The 15156-nt window shown below is 69.2% G+C and carries 13 protein-coding genes; 6 read left to right on the top strand and 7 right to left on the bottom strand.

Going from position 1 to position 15156, the window contains the following annotated elements; all coding sequences use genetic code 11:
- Positions 1 to 52: 52 nt before the first annotated feature.
- Entirely contained in the window at positions 53 to 355 is a 303-nt protein-coding gene (locus LBW97_RS03345) for an STAS domain-containing protein (RefSeq protein ID WP_224497978.1), read from the bottom strand.
- A gap of 222 nt (positions 356 to 577) precedes the next feature.
- The gene (locus tag LBW97_RS03340; protein WP_224497977.1) at positions 578 to 1039 is read right to left on the bottom strand and encodes an ATP-binding protein; all 462 of its coding nucleotides are present in this window, start codon (positions 1037 to 1039) and stop codon (positions 578 to 580) included.
- A 335-nt stretch (positions 1040 to 1374) separates the two neighbouring features.
- On the opposite strand from LBW97_RS03340, the gene LBW97_RS03335 reads away from it, so the two are divergent.
- Entirely contained in the window at positions 1375 to 2253 is an 879-nt protein-coding gene (locus LBW97_RS03335; protein WP_224497976.1) for a sensor domain-containing diguanylate cyclase, read from the top strand.
- Between the two features lie 874 nt (positions 2254 to 3127).
- Here LBW97_RS03335 and LBW97_RS03330 read toward each other — a convergent pair.
- The 3 genes from LBW97_RS03330 to LBW97_RS03320 form a co-directional block, all read right to left on the bottom strand.
- Entirely contained in the window at positions 3128 to 3940 is an 813-nt protein-coding gene (locus tag LBW97_RS03330; protein WP_224497975.1) for a hypothetical protein, read from the bottom strand.
- A gap of 194 nt (positions 3941 to 4134) precedes the next feature.
- Positions 4135 to 4674: an RNA polymerase sigma factor gene (locus LBW97_RS03325; protein ID WP_224497974.1), complete on the bottom strand. Its 540-nt coding sequence runs from the start codon at positions 4672 to 4674 to the stop codon at positions 4135 to 4137.
- Positions 4675 to 5062: 388 nt separating this feature from the next.
- Complete coding sequence (locus tag LBW97_RS03320; RefSeq protein WP_224497973.1) at positions 5063 to 6670, bottom strand: methyl-accepting chemotaxis protein; 1608 nt, start codon at positions 6668 to 6670, stop codon at positions 5063 to 5065.
- Positions 6671 to 7028: 358 nt separating this feature from the next.
- Here LBW97_RS03320 and LBW97_RS03315 point away from each other — a divergent pair, with 358 nt between their 5' ends.
- The 4 genes from LBW97_RS03315 (at position 7029) to LBW97_RS03300 (ending at position 11296) form a co-directional block, all read left to right on the top strand.
- Complete coding sequence (locus LBW97_RS03315) at positions 7029 to 8273, top strand: EAL domain-containing protein (protein WP_224497972.1); 1245 nt, start codon at positions 7029 to 7031, stop codon at positions 8271 to 8273.
- Positions 8274 to 8277: 4 nt separating this feature from the next.
- On the top strand, positions 8278 to 8460 hold the full coding sequence (locus LBW97_RS03310) for a DUF1059 domain-containing protein (protein ID WP_224497971.1): 183 nt from the start codon (positions 8278 to 8280) through the stop codon (positions 8458 to 8460).
- Between the two features lie 565 nt (positions 8461 to 9025).
- The gene (locus LBW97_RS03305) at positions 9026 to 9475 is read left to right on the top strand and encodes an STAS domain-containing protein (RefSeq protein ID WP_224497970.1); all 450 of its coding nucleotides are present in this window, start codon (positions 9026 to 9028) and stop codon (positions 9473 to 9475) included.
- Positions 9476 to 9799: 324 nt separating this feature from the next.
- A complete protein-coding gene (locus LBW97_RS03300; protein WP_308010401.1) occupies positions 9800 to 11296 on the top strand; it encodes a methyl-accepting chemotaxis protein in 1497 nt (498 codons plus the stop codon).
- Between the two features lie 160 nt (positions 11297 to 11456).
- On the opposite strand, the gene LBW97_RS03295 is transcribed toward LBW97_RS03300, so the two are convergent.
- On the bottom strand, positions 11457 to 13700 hold the full coding sequence (locus tag LBW97_RS03295; RefSeq protein ID WP_224497969.1) for a diguanylate cyclase domain-containing protein: 2244 nt from the start codon (positions 13698 to 13700) through the stop codon (positions 11457 to 11459).
- Between the two features lie 387 nt (positions 13701 to 14087).
- Between LBW97_RS03295 and LBW97_RS03290 the strand changes: the two genes are divergently transcribed.
- A complete protein-coding gene (locus tag LBW97_RS03290; RefSeq protein ID WP_224497968.1) occupies positions 14088 to 14543 on the top strand; it encodes a GNAT family N-acetyltransferase in 456 nt (151 codons plus the stop codon).
- A 78-nt stretch (positions 14544 to 14621) separates the two neighbouring features.
- Here LBW97_RS03290 and LBW97_RS03285 read toward each other — a convergent pair whose 3' ends face one another.
- Positions 14622 to 15143, bottom strand: a complete 522-nt coding sequence (locus LBW97_RS03285; RefSeq protein WP_224497967.1) for a MarR family winged helix-turn-helix transcriptional regulator — start codon at positions 15141 to 15143, stop codon at positions 14622 to 14624.
- Positions 15144 to 15156 lie beyond the last annotated feature (13 nt).

Raw genomic sequence — 15156 nt, 5'->3', positions numbered from 1 at the left:
GGCCCGGGTGACCGTCAGAAGGCCAAGCGCGTTAGCGAGAGGGGCGCCTCTGTCAGAGCTTCACGTCGAACAGACCGTGCAGTCCGGTCAGATCCAAGATCTTTCGCACGGACTTGCTAGGAGAGTGCAGCGCAGGGCGACCGCCATCGGCCCGGGTCGGCAGCGTCATGCGGACCAGAAACGCTAGTCCGCTGGAATCCATGAACGTGACCGCGGACGCGTTCACTGACAGGCGGGTGTCGTTCCTCAGCGCTGCGATGTCGTCAGACGCCAAGGCCTCGAATGCAGCAACTACAGCCATATCGATGTCGCCATCTAGCTGAAGGACAGGACCTGACTCCGTGTGGTCGACCACGATGGACCCTGGAGGATGTGGGGGTGCGGGACTCACGGACCGTGCTTCCTTCTACGGAGTCGTGCTCGTGGGAGCGTTGCGTGTACATCGTAAACAGCCGCTCGATAAGCCGGTGCACCGGCCGATGAGCGTGTCAATGCTGCGAGCGAGGCCGACGAGCGGCGATTGCCCTGTGGTCACGCCCGACGAGGTGCCGTCATACCGCTCCGGCGCCCGGCGCGGTCAGCCGAATGAGCCGGGGGGTGGCGAGGCCAACCTCTGACAGAACGCCCACACGTGCTTGCGCTCGGCCCGCGTCGCCCATCCGTGCGCAGAGGCCAACGCAGCCACCAGCCCGAGGCCTAGGCCACCTTGGGATGGATCCCGGCCCACGGCCGGCGTCGGCGGACAGGTGGCTGCAGCGTCACTCACCTCGACCAGTACCCCGTCGGAGCCAGCGGTCACCCGGGCGCGCACGGGGCAGCCGCCGTGGCGTAGTGCGTTGGACGCCAACTCGTCGAAGGCCAACAGGAACACGTCCTGGAAGTCGGTGTCGCTGACTGGATCGAGGCGGCTCACCAGCGAGAGCAGGCCACGAAGCTCCGCACGCACGGCAGGTAGTTGACCGGTGCTCTCTAGTTGCCAGGTCCAGATGTTGCCTTTGACGACGGGTGGCGGCTGCTGCGCCCAATCTTGCTCGCTCACATCAACTTCCATTGGTATCGGTTTTCCGTTGGCGTACCCCTGCGTGTGATCGATAAGCCGGGTGCGAGCGCAATGTTCTTCCAGGCGTGAGGTCCGGCACGGCCGCCGACGTCCGGTCGCGTTCGCTCATACCGTCACGATGTTGGCCCGCGAGGCTGCGCAGAGCGCCAGGATCAGCGCAGCAGTGTCATGGGGCTCGAGCGGTCACGGTTTGCTCGAGCGCGGTGGCGGCCTCGGCGCATGAGAGCTGAGCGGCTCTGGAGACCTACGAGTATGGGGCAGCTCCTGGGGCGAAGGCGTAGATCGACCGAGGTTCGGGCATTACTGAGTAGGTGTTGGACCCACCCATCGGCCTCGATTCCAGCCAGCTCGTCGGCTTTGAGTTCGCCCCCGTCGGTATGGCGGTCACGTCGACGTCCGGCGTGCTGTTGCACGTCAATGGCGCGCTGTGTCGGCTGCTCGGCGACCAGCCGGCTGCGCTGCGCGGCCGGTCAATGCTCGACTTCACTCACCCGGACGACGTGCCGGCAGCTACGCAGTCATGCGTCGACCTGAACGAGCGCCGCAGTCGTCTGTGGCGGCACGAGTGCCGCCTGATGCGCGTGGATGGGGAGGCCGTGCCGGTGCAGGTCATCACCTCGTGGGTCCACGAGCCTGACGAGGTGGGTCTACTCGTCATGGTCGTCGATGACATCAGCGAACGGAAGGCTATCGAGGCGCACCTTGAGCATCGTGCGCTGCATGACTCACTTACAGGCCTCGCCAATCGCCGCTTGTTCGAGGACCGACTTCGTCACGCCCTCGACCGCGGCGCCCGCCAGCGAACCTCGACATGCGTACTGATGATCGACGTGGATGAGTTCAAGTCGGTCAACGACAACTACGGTCATTCGCTCGGCGACGCTGTGCTGGTGGCCTTCGCCCACCGCTTGACCTCGGTGCTTCGCACCAGCGACACGGCTGCCCGAATCGGCGGAGACGAGTTCGCAGTCGTCCTTGAGGACAGCGACCCGGCGCGGGCGCGCGGACTGGTCGTCCGGCTACGAGCAGCGATGGCAGCACCCTTGCACGCCCGCCTGGCAGACAAGCCCATCCAGTTCTCTGCAGGAATTGCGCACGTGCCCAGTGAAGTGGCGCTCGATGTCGACCGCAGCCGAATCCTGCACGAGGCAGACGGGTTGATGTATGCCGATAAGGCGCGCCGCCGGACGTAGGTCGCATGCGAGCCGTCGGCATGCGACCCGACGGTGTCCTCTTAGAGGTCCTTACACGAGCAGTTCCCGTAACCGGCTGGTGGCTGCAGGGGACGGCTTCGGGTCCTCGGCACTTCTTGGCGATACGAGGCCCGCGCTCAGCGGGGGCGGCCGGGATCGGCTGAGGGCGACGGCGAGCGATAGCGGGACAACGTCCAGGATCGCTGTCATCTGCAATGTGATCGCGCACCGTCCAGCCCATCCGGAGGGACAAGAAGTGCCCAAGGACAGCGCGGCGGACAACACCGCGTTCCAGCTGTCGCCCCTCATCGCTCATCGACTGGGAGCGCCTATCGCGGCAACGTTGCCGACGCGCGAGATCTCGGCCGCGATCAGGCCAGCAGACGCCGCAGCGGCCACCATGAACAACGTGGCGAAAGGGACGTTGGCCGCCACCTGCGAGCACGACAACGTGCGCCCGACCGCGGGCCGCACCAGACAGATGGAGCGGCGACCGCGCGGCCGTTGTGGTTGTCTCGCTCGACGCTCAGACGACTGGACCCGACCCTGTGCGCACGCTTGCATCACTACGAAGCGCGGCCTGAATGTTCGCGCACGCTCGTCGCACCAGTCCTGGTGAGTTGACGCGACGGGTCGTGCTCTTTGCGACGATCGGAACCCGCGATCGGCAAGCTGGTGGAGTTGGAAATTTCCGGCTCCGTGAGAGCTTCGGCGTAGGACCAGCCAGGTCGGCCCTTCCGCGCCCGTCCAGCCCTCGGCGACGCCGGCGGTGATGGCAAGAGAAGTCCCGTTGCGACGGCGGGCGCGGCTTGCTGACGTGCTGGGTATGAGCAGCCGATTGGTCGACGGAGAGCGCCGCCCGAGCGTCCGGGCTCTATCGGACGCGGTAAGCGACGTAGCTGATCACTGCATGCGGTTCGACGTCCCACTCGCCGGTGTTCTCCATGAAGGCCAGTTCGATGGACAGGACGGCGCCGGTCGCCGGGTCCAGGACGACGGTGTGCCGGGTCTGGAAGGTCGCCCCGTCCGCAGTGGCGTCGAGGGCGTAGGCCACGCCCGGCCGGCCGAGGCGGTCGGTGACGGTGCCGAGGGGGGCCAGCCACGGCTGCTGGGCCAGCCAGCCGGCGATCGCGGCATCCTCCGCCGGCCCTGGCGTCCAGCGGATCAACACCTGCTCGAGGCCGGTCAGCAGCTCTGAGGGGGTCGGCGGTGAGGGGGCCCGGACGACGGCCAGGTGTGCTGCCAGCGCGCTCGGCTCCGCGGGCGGAGGAGTCCGGTCCGCGGAATCCTCCGTCAGCTGTGCCGGGTCGACCACTTGCAACTGCGCATCGTCGGGCGCCGGAGCGTCGGCGGCGAGCCTGACCTCCGCGGGACGGCTGGGATCGGCCGGGACCGTGGTGACCTGCAGGCTGCCGTCGGCGCGAGCTACGGACAGTCGCTCTTCGGGAAGCACGACGGCAGGGAACCCTTCCCCCTCGACGCCGAAGCCCAGGTACCAGGCGCGCACATGACTGCCCCTGACGACGGACGGCGGAGTGCCGGTCGCTCGCTCGGCGGCGATGGCTGCCAGGTCGGCCAGCGAGGGAACGGCCGACCCCGGATCGACGGCGAGCGGCGCGGGCGCCGATACCGGCTGGACCGCCAGGGAGATCGGACGCGGCGATTCCCCGGACCCGCCGGTGGTCACCAGCAGAAGTGTGGCGGCCAAACCCGCGGCCGCTACGACGAGGAGGGCCCGGCGGCGGAGCGTTGCCTGCGCGTGGTCCTGCCTTCCGTTCAGCAAACGGAGCAGGTGCTCCTCGGAGCTGGCCGCTAGCCGCCCATCGGGCCAGCGGGATGCCGGTGCAGGGTCGGCGGCGGCCAGGAGCTGCAGGTCATCGGTCACGGGATCGACTCCGGGGTGAGATCGTGGTGGACGGCAGTCCTCGGTGGTGGGTCGAGCTCGGACATCGCCTCGCGAAGACGGACGCGGGCCCGGTGCAGCCGCATGGAGGCCGCTGAACGCGAGCACCGCAGCACGACAGCGATGTCGGCGGGTCCGAGGGCCTCCCACGCTGCCAGCGCGAGCACCTCGCGATCGGCGGGGGAGAGCCGGTCCAAGGCGTCGAGGATCACGGGCCGGTCGGCGTCCACGGCGCCCGCGACGAGGTCGGGCGCTTGTGTGAAGAGCCGGTCAACCAGGCGTCGCCGGCGCTCTGCCGCCCGGCGTTCGTTGGCCAGCACCCGCCGGGCCACACCGTAGAGCCAAGGCAACGGCTCCGGAGGTACGACGGCCCGCCGCCGCCACGCGGTAGCGAAGACCTCGGAGGCGATGTCGTGCACTTCGTTGTCCGGCGCGGACCCCAGCCGCCGCGCGACGTACCGGCAGACCGCAGCATGGTGGATCCGGTATGTGTCGGCGAACGCCTCGTCGCTACTCATCATCCTGCTTGTGTCCGGCAACGCCGCCGGTGCCACACCCCTGGATCCCAAATTCGCCTCGACCTCGGAAGGGCGCCCGTCAACCGTGATTGTCGTGGTCGGCGATGCGGCCGCGGTTGACCGTGTGCCCGGCGTCAGCACGGACGACCGCCATCGGGGTCGGCAGCCGTCCGAGCTCCGGCCTCTTCTCGCCTGCGTCAGGTTGCGGTCGCCACCGTGCGCTGATGACGACGAGCGCGCCGATCCGCGCCCCTGCCATGACGCAGTGACTCGTCGCCGTGGCGGCTCGGGGACTGGGTGTGGCAGAGGTTGCGGCTCCGAGCTGTGGGCCGATGCGAGGCCGCATCGCCGGCTCAACGCTCTTCATCAGGCCCCCTCGTGGAGGCAGTCAGCAGCGGAAACGGCCGACGAGTTGCTGAAGCTCACCGGCCATGCGGGACAGCTCGTTCGCGGCCAAGGCTGTGCCGCTGGCCCCTTGGGTCGCCTCCTGCGCAGCCGCCGCGACCTCGGCGACAGTCCCAGCGATCCGGCTGGCTCCGGTGGCTGCCTCGGCGACGCTCCGGCTCATCTCATTGGTGGTGGCCGTCTGCTCTTCCACCGCGGAGGCGATGGTGGTCTGTCGGTCGCTGATGTGCCCGATGATGTCGCTGATCGAGGAGATCGCCGCCACTGCTGCGGTTGTGTCGGTCTGGATGGCCGCTACCCGGACGACAATGTCCTCGGTGGCCTTCGCCGTCTCCTGAGCCAATTCCTTGACCTCATTGGCGACCACGGCGAAGCCCTTGCCGGCCTCGCCGGCGCGCGCGGCCTCGATGGTGGCGTTAAGCGCCAGCAGGTTGGTCTGCTCGGCGATCGAGGTGATGACCTTGACCACGTTGCCGACCTCAGCCGACGAAGCCCCGAGCCGGGCGACCGCAGAGGTGGTGTCGGCCGCCATGGTGACAGCCTGATTGGCCACCTCGGTAGCACCAGCCGCGTTGCTGGCGATCTCGCGGATGCTGGCGCCCATCTCCTCGGTACCGGCGGCGACAGTCTGCACCGAGGCCGCCACCTGCTCGGCGGTGGCCGCGACCATGCCGGACTGGTTTGCCGAGCGTTCTGCGGTCGTGGTGAGCTGCGCTGAAGTCGCGGTCAGCTCTTCGCCGGCGGCGGACAAGGTTACGGCTCCGGCGGAGATCTCCGTGATCGCCGCCGCCAGGGTGCCCAGGGTTCGGTGCAAGGAGCGAGCCATGTCACCGAGCTCATCGCGGCCGCCCACCTCGAGCGGCGTCGCCAGGTCCCCGTCCGCGAGGAGGTCCAGCCGTTCACGTACGGCGCTCACCGGTCCGGTGAGCGACCGAGTGATGCCCAAGCCCACCGCTGCTGCGATGACGAGCGCGGCCCCACCGATCAGCCACATCAGCAGTTCGCCGTCGCGACGCGCCGCCTCAGCATCCTCTCGGGCGGCCGCGAAGTCTGCCTCGGCGGTGTCGACCAGCGTCTGGACCTCTCCCGCCATGGCGTCGAACAGCTCGATCGCTCGCCCGAGCACCGCCTCGGTGGCTCGCTGGAACCGCTGCGCGTCACCGGACTGGTAATCAGAAGCGATCTGCTGGTCGAGGGCCATGAATTGGTCGTACAAGTTGCCGAGCGTCACCAGGTGCTCGTCGACAGCATCGGTGTGGCTCATGTCCGCCATCCGTCGCAAGCTCTGCTCGAAGCCCGCGGTGGAGAGCAGAAACGACTGTCGCGACCCTGTCTCGTCGAGTAGCGGGTTGCCCAGCACGGCGTCGAGCGCGTACGCCGTCTGCCAGCCGTTGAAGTCGGCCGAGCCGAACTTCGCCTCATGGGCCACCGAGACCAGACGCTCCTCCCGCTCCATGGCCTCGGCCGCCGCGTCCTGACGCGCGGCGGTGAGCATGCCGACGGCCAGTACCCCGCCCAGGAGCAGCAGGACAACAGCGAAGGCGATCGTCAGCCGCGGCCCGAGACGCAGTCGGCGGAGAAGCGAGATCACGGAGAGCCTCACACGAAGAGAAGGGCTATCCATCCGCCGTCGCCGAACTCGCCCTGACGGCGAAGGCGACCTGCATCCGGAGGTCGCCTTGAACATCGGGACCTCGTTCGGGGAGTTGACTCGAAACCGCCTTGCGTCCAATTGACTTGGGCGGCACCTGTCTCGGCCGACGGTGTTGCCCCCACCCGATGCAGCGAGTGCGATCAGTAACCGCTGCGGACCGTCGGCAGCGCCGGTGCCTGACTCGATGGGGTGGTCAGCTGTGTCGTCGTCAAGCTCAGCGACCGCATTGTCGATATCGAGAGGGACTGCACCGACGAGGTGCGCTGTCCGATTCAGCAAACGGAGGCGCTAAGGCATGGAGGGCACGATCGAAGCCGTTGCACCGGGAAGGTCGGGTGATGCGGTGTGGCGCGCAGCCATCGACAAGGTGCTCGGTGACCCGGACCAGCCGACCCTCGTGTTTCAACCCATCATCGACCTTCGGCGCGGCGTCGTCGCTGGATACGAGGCGTTGTCCCGTTTCGCGGGCCCTCCGACTGCTTCCCCCGACGTGTGGTTCGCGGCCGCCGACCGATTGGGCCTCGCCGCTCAGCTCGAAGCAAGGGTCGTGACCGCAGCCATCGCGGCCCGGGACCGACTGCCCGCGGGCTGTTTCCTCACCGTCAACATCAGTCCGCACCTGATGCATCAACCAGAGCTGGCCGACGTCCTTGCGGCGGCGCCTGACCTCAGCCGGCTGGTGCTGGAGCTGACCGAGCACGTCCAGGTCGACGATCACGCGCGGCTCACTGCGCTCCTCGATCGGCTGCGCGCCGTCGGTGCGACAGTGGCTTTGGACGACGCGGGATCTGGCTACTCCGGTCTTCAGCAGTTGGCTCTGGTCCGCCCGGAACTGGTGAAGATCGATCGGGCGCTCGTGGACCACGCCGATCGTGACGAGGTAAAGCTGGCCCTTGCTGAGCTGCTGGGTAGCTATGCCGGCCGTCTCGACGCCGCGCTCATCGCCGAAGGTATCGAGCGCCCGGAGGAGCTCGAGGCGTTCATCCGCATGGGCGTGCCGCTCGGGCAGGGCTGGCTGTTCGGTCGCCCGTCACCGACTTGGACCAGCCTGGCCCCCGAGCTGGGGGAGCGGATCCGCGCTCTTGCCGATGACCGGAGCCGGGTCGACCGCATCGCCAGCTTGGTGGAGCGGACCACGGCTATCAGCGACTCCGACCTGGGCCAGGTTCCGACCGTCTTCTGCGCCGATCCAAGTCTGGAGTTCGTCGCGGTACTGGACCGGAACGACCGGGCAGTCTGCCTGGTCCGCCGCCAGCTGCGAAGCGGCGATTCCCCCGGTGAGACCCACGTCCTCTCCGTGAGCCTGCGGGCTTCCGCTGACGCCGACGTCGCCGACGTGGCGACGCGCGCCATGACTCGTCCGACAGGTACGCGGTTCGACCCGGTGGTGTGCGAGGACAGCTTCGGCGGCTACGCCGGCATCGTCCGCCCCGAACGCATGATGTTGCGTCTCGCTCAGCTCACGAGTGCGCCTGCGAGTGCCGATAGTCCAGACCGAGAGCTGCGGCTGGTCGGCGCTGCGGTGAGGACTGAGGAGTAGGGCAATGAAGGAATATGCCTGCGGCGACGTCGTGCCTGGCTGTGGCGCCAGCTTCCGTGTCAGCAGCGAGGAAGAGTTGTTGGCGGTCTGCACCGTTCACGCGCAGCACGACCACGGGCTCACCGAGCCGCAGATGTCGGACGACCTGATTTCGCGAATTCGGGCCGTCATCCGTTCGGTCGCGTAAGCGCTCACCGTGGCCCGGTCAGTGGTCCGCGACGCCGCTGGAGCGGCGTGCCGGACCCTTTCGTGGTTCCACCACCCCAGCCGATGCGGTCGATGGCTACAGCCGCTTGGTTCCACGCCATCGGGACGTGGTGCTACTACCCCCGTCGCGAACTGCACTGCAGCGCGGGCGGGCCCGACACCGGTTCTCGCTCCGGCCGCGCGTTGGTGCGCAGCATGGCCGCTGAGAGCAGCGCGGTCATGATTTGGCTCCGGGCCGCCAAGACTCAAGCGTCTTCCGACGACAGCAGCGACCGCATGGCGCATCGGGTCCTGACCAGGCCGCCTCAACTAACAGAGTTGGACGGCACCGTTGTGTCGGCGGTGTCCTCCCCGAGGCGTGATGGTCGGTGCGCGAGGCGGGGAGTCCTCGTACGCCACGCGCGGAAGGGGCAGTGGGTTTGAAGACGGTGCTGTCTCGGCATAGATCCGGAGCGTCAACTGGTCGAACCACCGGCCGGGCTTCACGAATGTGGGCGCGGCGATGCGATTGCGCCGCCGATCTTCGTGCTCGCCGGGAGAGTGCAGTGCAACCACCAACTGGCCTCCAGTGGCCTCAATCCGTCCTGCAGCCGCTGACGCTGACGGTCGACCCGCAGGCGGGTCTTGCTCGGCTGGCCGGCGAGCTCGACCGCTTCTGCGCGGAGCGCATGACGGACGCCGTCGCGGCGCTGACGCGCACCACCCGGTGCACGCTGGTGGTCGACGTGGCGAAGCTGACCTTCTGCGATGTGGAGGGACTTCGTGCGCTGGCGCGTGCCGGCGCCCTTGCGCGCGATCGCGGGTTCGGGATGCGGCTGCTCGACCCGAGCCCCTGGCTGACGCGGTTGCTGCGGTTGGCCGGGCTCGCAGACCTCGTCCGAACCCCTCCTGTTGATGGCTCGGGTCCGGCGCAGGGATCGGCCATCCGCACGGACGCCCGCCACGGATCCGTAAAGTTGTCGAGCCCATGCTGGTGCTCGGCGTACCGCCGGTAGCGGATCGGCGAACCGACAACTGCCCAGCTCGCGGCCAGAACCTGCTGGCGTCTGATACGGCCCTTCGCCACCCGCCGATCAGCACATTCGCGCTCGTGCAACGTCGTGGCGCGAACGCGACATGGTGATATGTGTCGGGCGGGTGCAGTTCGACTTGAGCTCCAGCCGTGGTCGCCGATGACCAGCTGGAACTACCAAGCGTTCGGGGCGATTCGGCTGCGCTGCTGCTGTCGTGCGACCCGTCGCCAAGCTTTGCGGGAGAATTCGATGCGTCGTCGTCCTCAGGTCAGTGCGGGCCCGTCAGCCGTTGAGATGCCACGCGACGTGGAGGCGGTCGAGAAGGTGATCGCTGCCCTCGACGGCGTTCGAGATCGGACCGCGGCATTTAAGACCGTGGGGGCAACCCTGGTGGCTGCTCTCGGTCTCGGCTACGGGGCGGTGTGGATGGCCGACGACGCCGGGGCCTTCCACATGGTGGGCGAGTCGGGCCCGCTGTCGGGTGGGATGGCTAGCTTCGGCGGCCGGCGGGTGGAGCGTCTCCGGGCAGGAGATGGGTTCGGCGGCGAGGCGATCAGGACGCGCCGGGTGGTGCTGACGGACGCCAGCAGCAATCCGTCGGAGTGTCTGCGGTGGCAGGCTGCGCAGGCCGCCGGGGCGACGCACGGAGTGCTCGTCCCGGTGATCGAGGATGGTCGGGTGGTGGCGTTGAAGGAGTACTACAACGCTGGGTCGATGACCTTCGCCGGTGCCCGTCAAGAGAAGTGGGAGGCGCTGGACCGGCTCGTGGCCCACGCACGGCGCGCCGCCCTGGACAAGGCCGCGCTGCGGGAAACTCTCGACGATCGGGCCGCCGTTACCGCCGTGGTCACCGAGATCGGGTCCGCCGGGACCGCTGAGGCGGCGCTACGAGTGGCACTGGACACCGTGCGTACCGCCTTCGGCTGGGCCTACGGCTCCTACTGGAAGCTTGATGAGGACGCGCAGCTGCTGCGCTTCCAGCAGGAGTCCGGCTCCGCCGGCGAGGAATTTCGTGAGGTCACCCTGGCCGCCAGTTTCGCTGAAGGCGTCGGGCTGTCGGGCCGGGCGTGGCGGGCGCGAGACCTGTACTTCGTCCGCGATCTGGCCGAGGTGACCGACTGCGTGCGCGCTCCTGCCGCGCAGCGCGCCGGGGTCCGCTCAGGCGTGTGTTTCCCCCTGGTAGTCGGCGGGCGGGTGATCGGCACGATGGACTTCTTCGTCACCGAGACGATCGAGCTGTCCGAGTCGCGGGCCGCTGCGCTGCGCAATGTCCAGCAACTGGTCTCCCAGCGGCTGGACGTGCTGCGCCGCACGGAGTCCTCGGCCGACAGTGCCCGGGATCTGCTGGACACCGTCGCCCGGCTGCGAGACGCGGCTGGGGAGGCCGGCCGGGTCGCCGAGCAGGCGGTGACGCAGGCCTCCACCATGAGCGACGAGGTCGACGCCCTCACCCAGGCGTCGACGGCCATCGGCGAGGTCATCCGGATCATCTCCGGCATCGCGGAGCAGACCAACTTGCTGGCACTCAACGCCACGATCGAGGCCGCCCGCGCCGGGGAGGCCGGTAAGGGGTTCGCCGTCGTCGCCAGCGAGGTCAAGGACCTCGCCCGAGAAACCGCGAAGGCAACACAGCGGGTTGCCGACCAGATCGCCGCAATCCAGGCGACCAGTCAGACCGTCACCGCCGGCATCGGTGCCACCAGCCACATCATCGGCCGACTGGACGCCGTACAGGCACGCATCGGAGACGTTCTGGAGGAGCAGGCAAGCATGGCCGCAGCCTTCGAAGCCATGGCTTCCTGACCCCTGGGTGCCGAGGTGCATCGGCGGCCGTCAGGCACGGTGGATGAGACGGCGCCCACGCACGCAACTGCCGTTCACTCCCTGGCACCGCGCGCATCGGATGAGGCAATCTTCCTGCACGGCCACGAGCTGGCTGAGGCCAACGACGGAACGCCCGAGGTTAGCGGGCGGAGCTCCGCTTCACCTCGTACATGCGCACGTCGGCCACGTGCAGCAGACCGGCGAACTGCGTGCCGTCCGCGGGACTGGTGCTCACCCCGATGCTGGCACCGACGGTCGCCCGGTGCTCGCCGAGCACCACAGGTTCCGCGACGGCAGCGGTCAGGCCGTCCGCGACCTGAGCCGCCTCGTCTACCGCCGTGGCCGGATCGAGCCCCGGCAGGATCACGAGAAATTCGTCGCCACCGAGCCGGGCGAGCAGGTCGCCGCGCCGAAGCCGTCCCCGTAGCCGTCCGGCGATGGTCACCAACAGGTCATCTCCAGCCGCGTGCCCGAGGTGGTCGTTGACTGCCTTGAAGCCGTTCAGATCCACGAAGAGCAGCGCCAGCGCAGAGCCCGTGAGCTGGGCGTCGAGCAGCATGGCCTCTGCCTGCTCCTCCAGCCGGCGGCGGTTGAGCAAGCCGGTCAGCGGGTCGGTGAAGGCGAACTGCTCGATCCGGGTCAGGTAGCTGCGGGCACGGTCTCGCTCCTCGATGAGCGCGCGCTCGGCCTCGACCCGCGCGGTCACGTCGTTCTGCACGCCGATGTACTGGACGACGGCGCCCATCTCGTCGGTCACCGGGGCCAGGTAGATCTCGTTCCACCACGGCGTGCGCTCAGGGCCGCGCACGTTGAGCAGGGTCTCGCGGATTTCCCCACCACGGGCGATGGCATCGCGAATGCGGGCAACCGCCGCAGCGTCGGTGTCCGCGGTCTGGAGGAATCGACAGTTGCGGCCGAGCACTTCCTCGAGACGAAAACCCGAGAGCTGCTCAAAGGCGGAGTTGACGAACACGAGGGGGGCATCCGGCCGTCGCATGTCGGCGATCGTGACGCCGCTCGTCGTGGCCGACAGCGCCCGGTGCAGCAGCTCCTCGGTCGTTGCCGGGCCGGCCGGGGCCGGTGCGCTACCGGTCGGGCCGACCCCGAGCGATGAAGGCTGTGTCACGGCGCCTTCGGGTCGGGGGGCGACGCGGGACAGCAGCGCGCGGGCCGCTCGTGCGACGGTCTCCCGCTCGTAGGTGAGGGCGAACTCGAACGTCCGTTCCAGGTCCGGTCCGGTGTCGCCCAGATCGCGGGCGAGTAGTGCGGCGCTGAAGTGCGGGGCGAGCACGACAAGGTCCCACTCGCCACGGACGGGGTCCTCCGGCTGCAGCGCAGCGCCGCGGACCCCCGGCACGGGCTCGACGGGAAGATCCTCGCCGAGCGCGCAGACGAACCCGGTGCGGGCGACGAGGTCGCGGTAGCGGGCGGCCGTTGCGGGCGTGAAGTGCTGGGCCTCCTGGAACGTGGCGGCCACGACCGCCGTCTCCCCGAGTCGCATGCCCTCACGCTCCAGCTGCTTGGACAGCTCGATGAGCAGCGACTTCGGAGAGCGACGCAGCAGAGTTCCCTCGGGCAGGGCAGCGAACGGCGACGCGCTCGCATCCCCCAACACCTCGGTCGGCAGCGGCAGCGCCAACGCGCCGATCGGGTAAGTGGCCGCGGGCCCCGCAGCGGGACGACCGAACAGCCACCCCTGGCCCAGGGTCGCCCCGAGCGCCTTCGCGGTACGCAGGTGGGCGTCGGTCTCGATGCCCTCCGCCAGCACCCTTGCGCCGCTGCGCTCCGCGTAGGCGTTGACGGCATTCGTGATCTCGGCGATCGCCGGCCCGGGCCGTTCCTGCACGAGCCGCAGGTCGAGCTTGACCACGTCCGGGCGCAGCAGCGGCATGAAGGCCAGCGACATGGAGTCGGCGCCGACATCGTCCAGCGCGATCCCCCATCCCAGCTCGCGAACCCTCTCGACGGTGCGCAACAGTTCCGCCGGGCGGGCGGCCAGGGCTCGTTCGGTGATCTCCATGACCACGCGCAGCTCGGTGGGCGCGTTGGCCGCGATGGCCAGCAGGTCGTCCAACGGCGCGTAGTCCAGCACCTCCGGCTCGACGTTGACGAAGACGGTGAGCGGGGCCAGGAGACCCAAGTCGACCGCGCCGCAGAAAGCAGCGCTGCGGCAGACGGCGTCCAGCTCGGCTAGGCGTCCGGCCGCACGGGCCGCGGCAAACATGACGTCGGGCCGCTCCAACTGACTACCCTCGGGACCGCGAGCGAGGGCTTCATAGGCCACGACCTGCCCGCTGTCGAGGTCGATGATCGGCTGGAAGACGCCGCGCACGTCTCCGGAGGCCAAGATGTCCTCGATACCGTCATCCGTGGCGGCTTGCATGTCACTCACCTCGCGTACATCGGCCGTTCGCACTCCCGGCTTGGCTCAGTGGGCGGCGGTCTGCCTCGACCGGGGGATAGCCGCTGCCGTCATCCCTTCCGATGGTTGAACGTCCTCGCCGGACGGGCAACGACGGGGCAGGTCCTCCGCGACCCACGCAGCGAAATGCCGCCGCCACGCTGAGCAAGCGCTGCCAGTCGCAATCTCGCCAGCCGAACCCCCTACGCAGTCGCCCAAGAGCTGGCTCTGGCTGCCGCCGGGCCATCGAGTGCGTCCGCCGCCGTCGTATGACCGACGAGGCTGAAGGAGGTGGCCCACCAACGGTCGCATCGACGACGTAGGGTCCGGCTCGTGGGGCAGTCCGGACGGCAGGCTGGTCGTCGGGCAGTGGACGTCGCCCCCGAGGATCCGGCGCACCCGTATGCGCGGTGGTGCATCGCGGCCTACTTCGCCGAGCTCGCGAGCCGGGACGACCGGTTCGACCCGGCCGCCAGCCTGCCTGCCACGGACGAGGACCTGCGGCTCCCCGCCGGACTGCTCCTGGTCGCACGGGCGGGTGCTGAGCCGGTGGGGTGCGTGGCGCTCAGGTTCCACGGCGACGCACCGGCGGAGGTGAAGCGGATGTGGGTGTCGACGTCGGTTCGGGGGCTGGGTGTGGGTCGACGGCTGCTCGACGAGCTCGAGCACCAGGCCCGGGACGCGGGCGTCCGCACCCTGCGGCTGGAGACGAACAGGACGCTGGTGGAGGCGATCGGCCTGTACCGCAGCGCCGCGTTCGTGGAGGTTCCGGCGTTCAACGACGAACCGTTCGCGCATCACTGGTTCGAGAAGCAGCTGCTGTGACCCCCGCGGCGCAGCCGACCCCTGCCAGGTCGATCCTGCGTGCTGCCGACGTCCTTGCGGGCGCAGCCGCCGCCGGACTCAGCGGTGCTCGGTCGTGTCGGCCGGGGGCTGCTCGGCGGGCGATCGCCAGGGCTGCACGGATCCGGCGGCGCCCACAATGCGCTGGGTGATGTCGCGGAGCTGCCGGCGCTGGGCCGCGGTCAAGGGCGCGAGGACCAGCTGCCGGACGGCCGCGACGTGCCCCGGCGTCGCCTGCTCGACCGTGGTTTGCCCGAGGTCGGTCAGGGTCGCCAGTGTGTAGCGCCCGTCGGTGGGGTCGATCGTGCGGCGGACCCACTGCCGCCCCTCCAGCCGGGTGATGCCGCGGGAGAGCTTGGTGAGCGAGCTGTTGGCGTAGCCCGCCAGGACGCTCAGGCGCAGGGTCCGGTCGGGCGCGGCGGAGAGCGCGTAGAGCAGGCCGTACTCGAAGTGGGTGAGCCCGGCGTCGCGCTGCAGCTGGGCGTCCAGCAGGGGCGGCAGCCACTCCAGCACCGTTGCCAGACCGGACCAGGTGAGGAGCTCGTCGCCGTCGAACCGGGACGGGTCGGGGTGCTCGGTCATGGTCGCGGACGGC

Origin of the sequence: Blastococcus sp. LR1 (assembly GCF_020166105.1) — a bacterium.
Classification (GTDB): Bacteria; Actinomycetota; Actinomycetes; order Mycobacteriales; family Geodermatophilaceae; genus Blastococcus.
Note: the sequence above shows the minus strand (reverse complement) of the source record. Positions and strands in the feature narration are given on the sequence as shown.

Coding starts and splice junctions, on each gene's coding strand:
- LBW97_RS03325 (WP_224497974.1), bottom strand. CDS start 4,674: ATGAGTAGCGACGAGGCGTTCGCCGACACATACCGGATCCACCATGCT.
- LBW97_RS03315 (WP_224497972.1), top strand. CDS start 7,029: ATGGAGGGCACGATCGAAGCCGTTGCACCGGGAAGGTCGGGTGATGCG.
- LBW97_RS03310 (WP_224497971.1), top strand. CDS start 8,278: ATGAAGGAATATGCCTGCGGCGACGTCGTGCCTGGCTGTGGCGCCAGC.
- LBW97_RS03295 (WP_224497969.1), bottom strand. CDS start 13,700: ATGCAAGCCGCCACGGATGACGGTATCGAGGACATCTTGGCCTCCGGA.
- LBW97_RS03285 (WP_224497967.1), bottom strand. CDS start 15,143: ATGACCGAGCACCCCGACCCGTCCCGGTTCGACGGCGACGAGCTCCTC.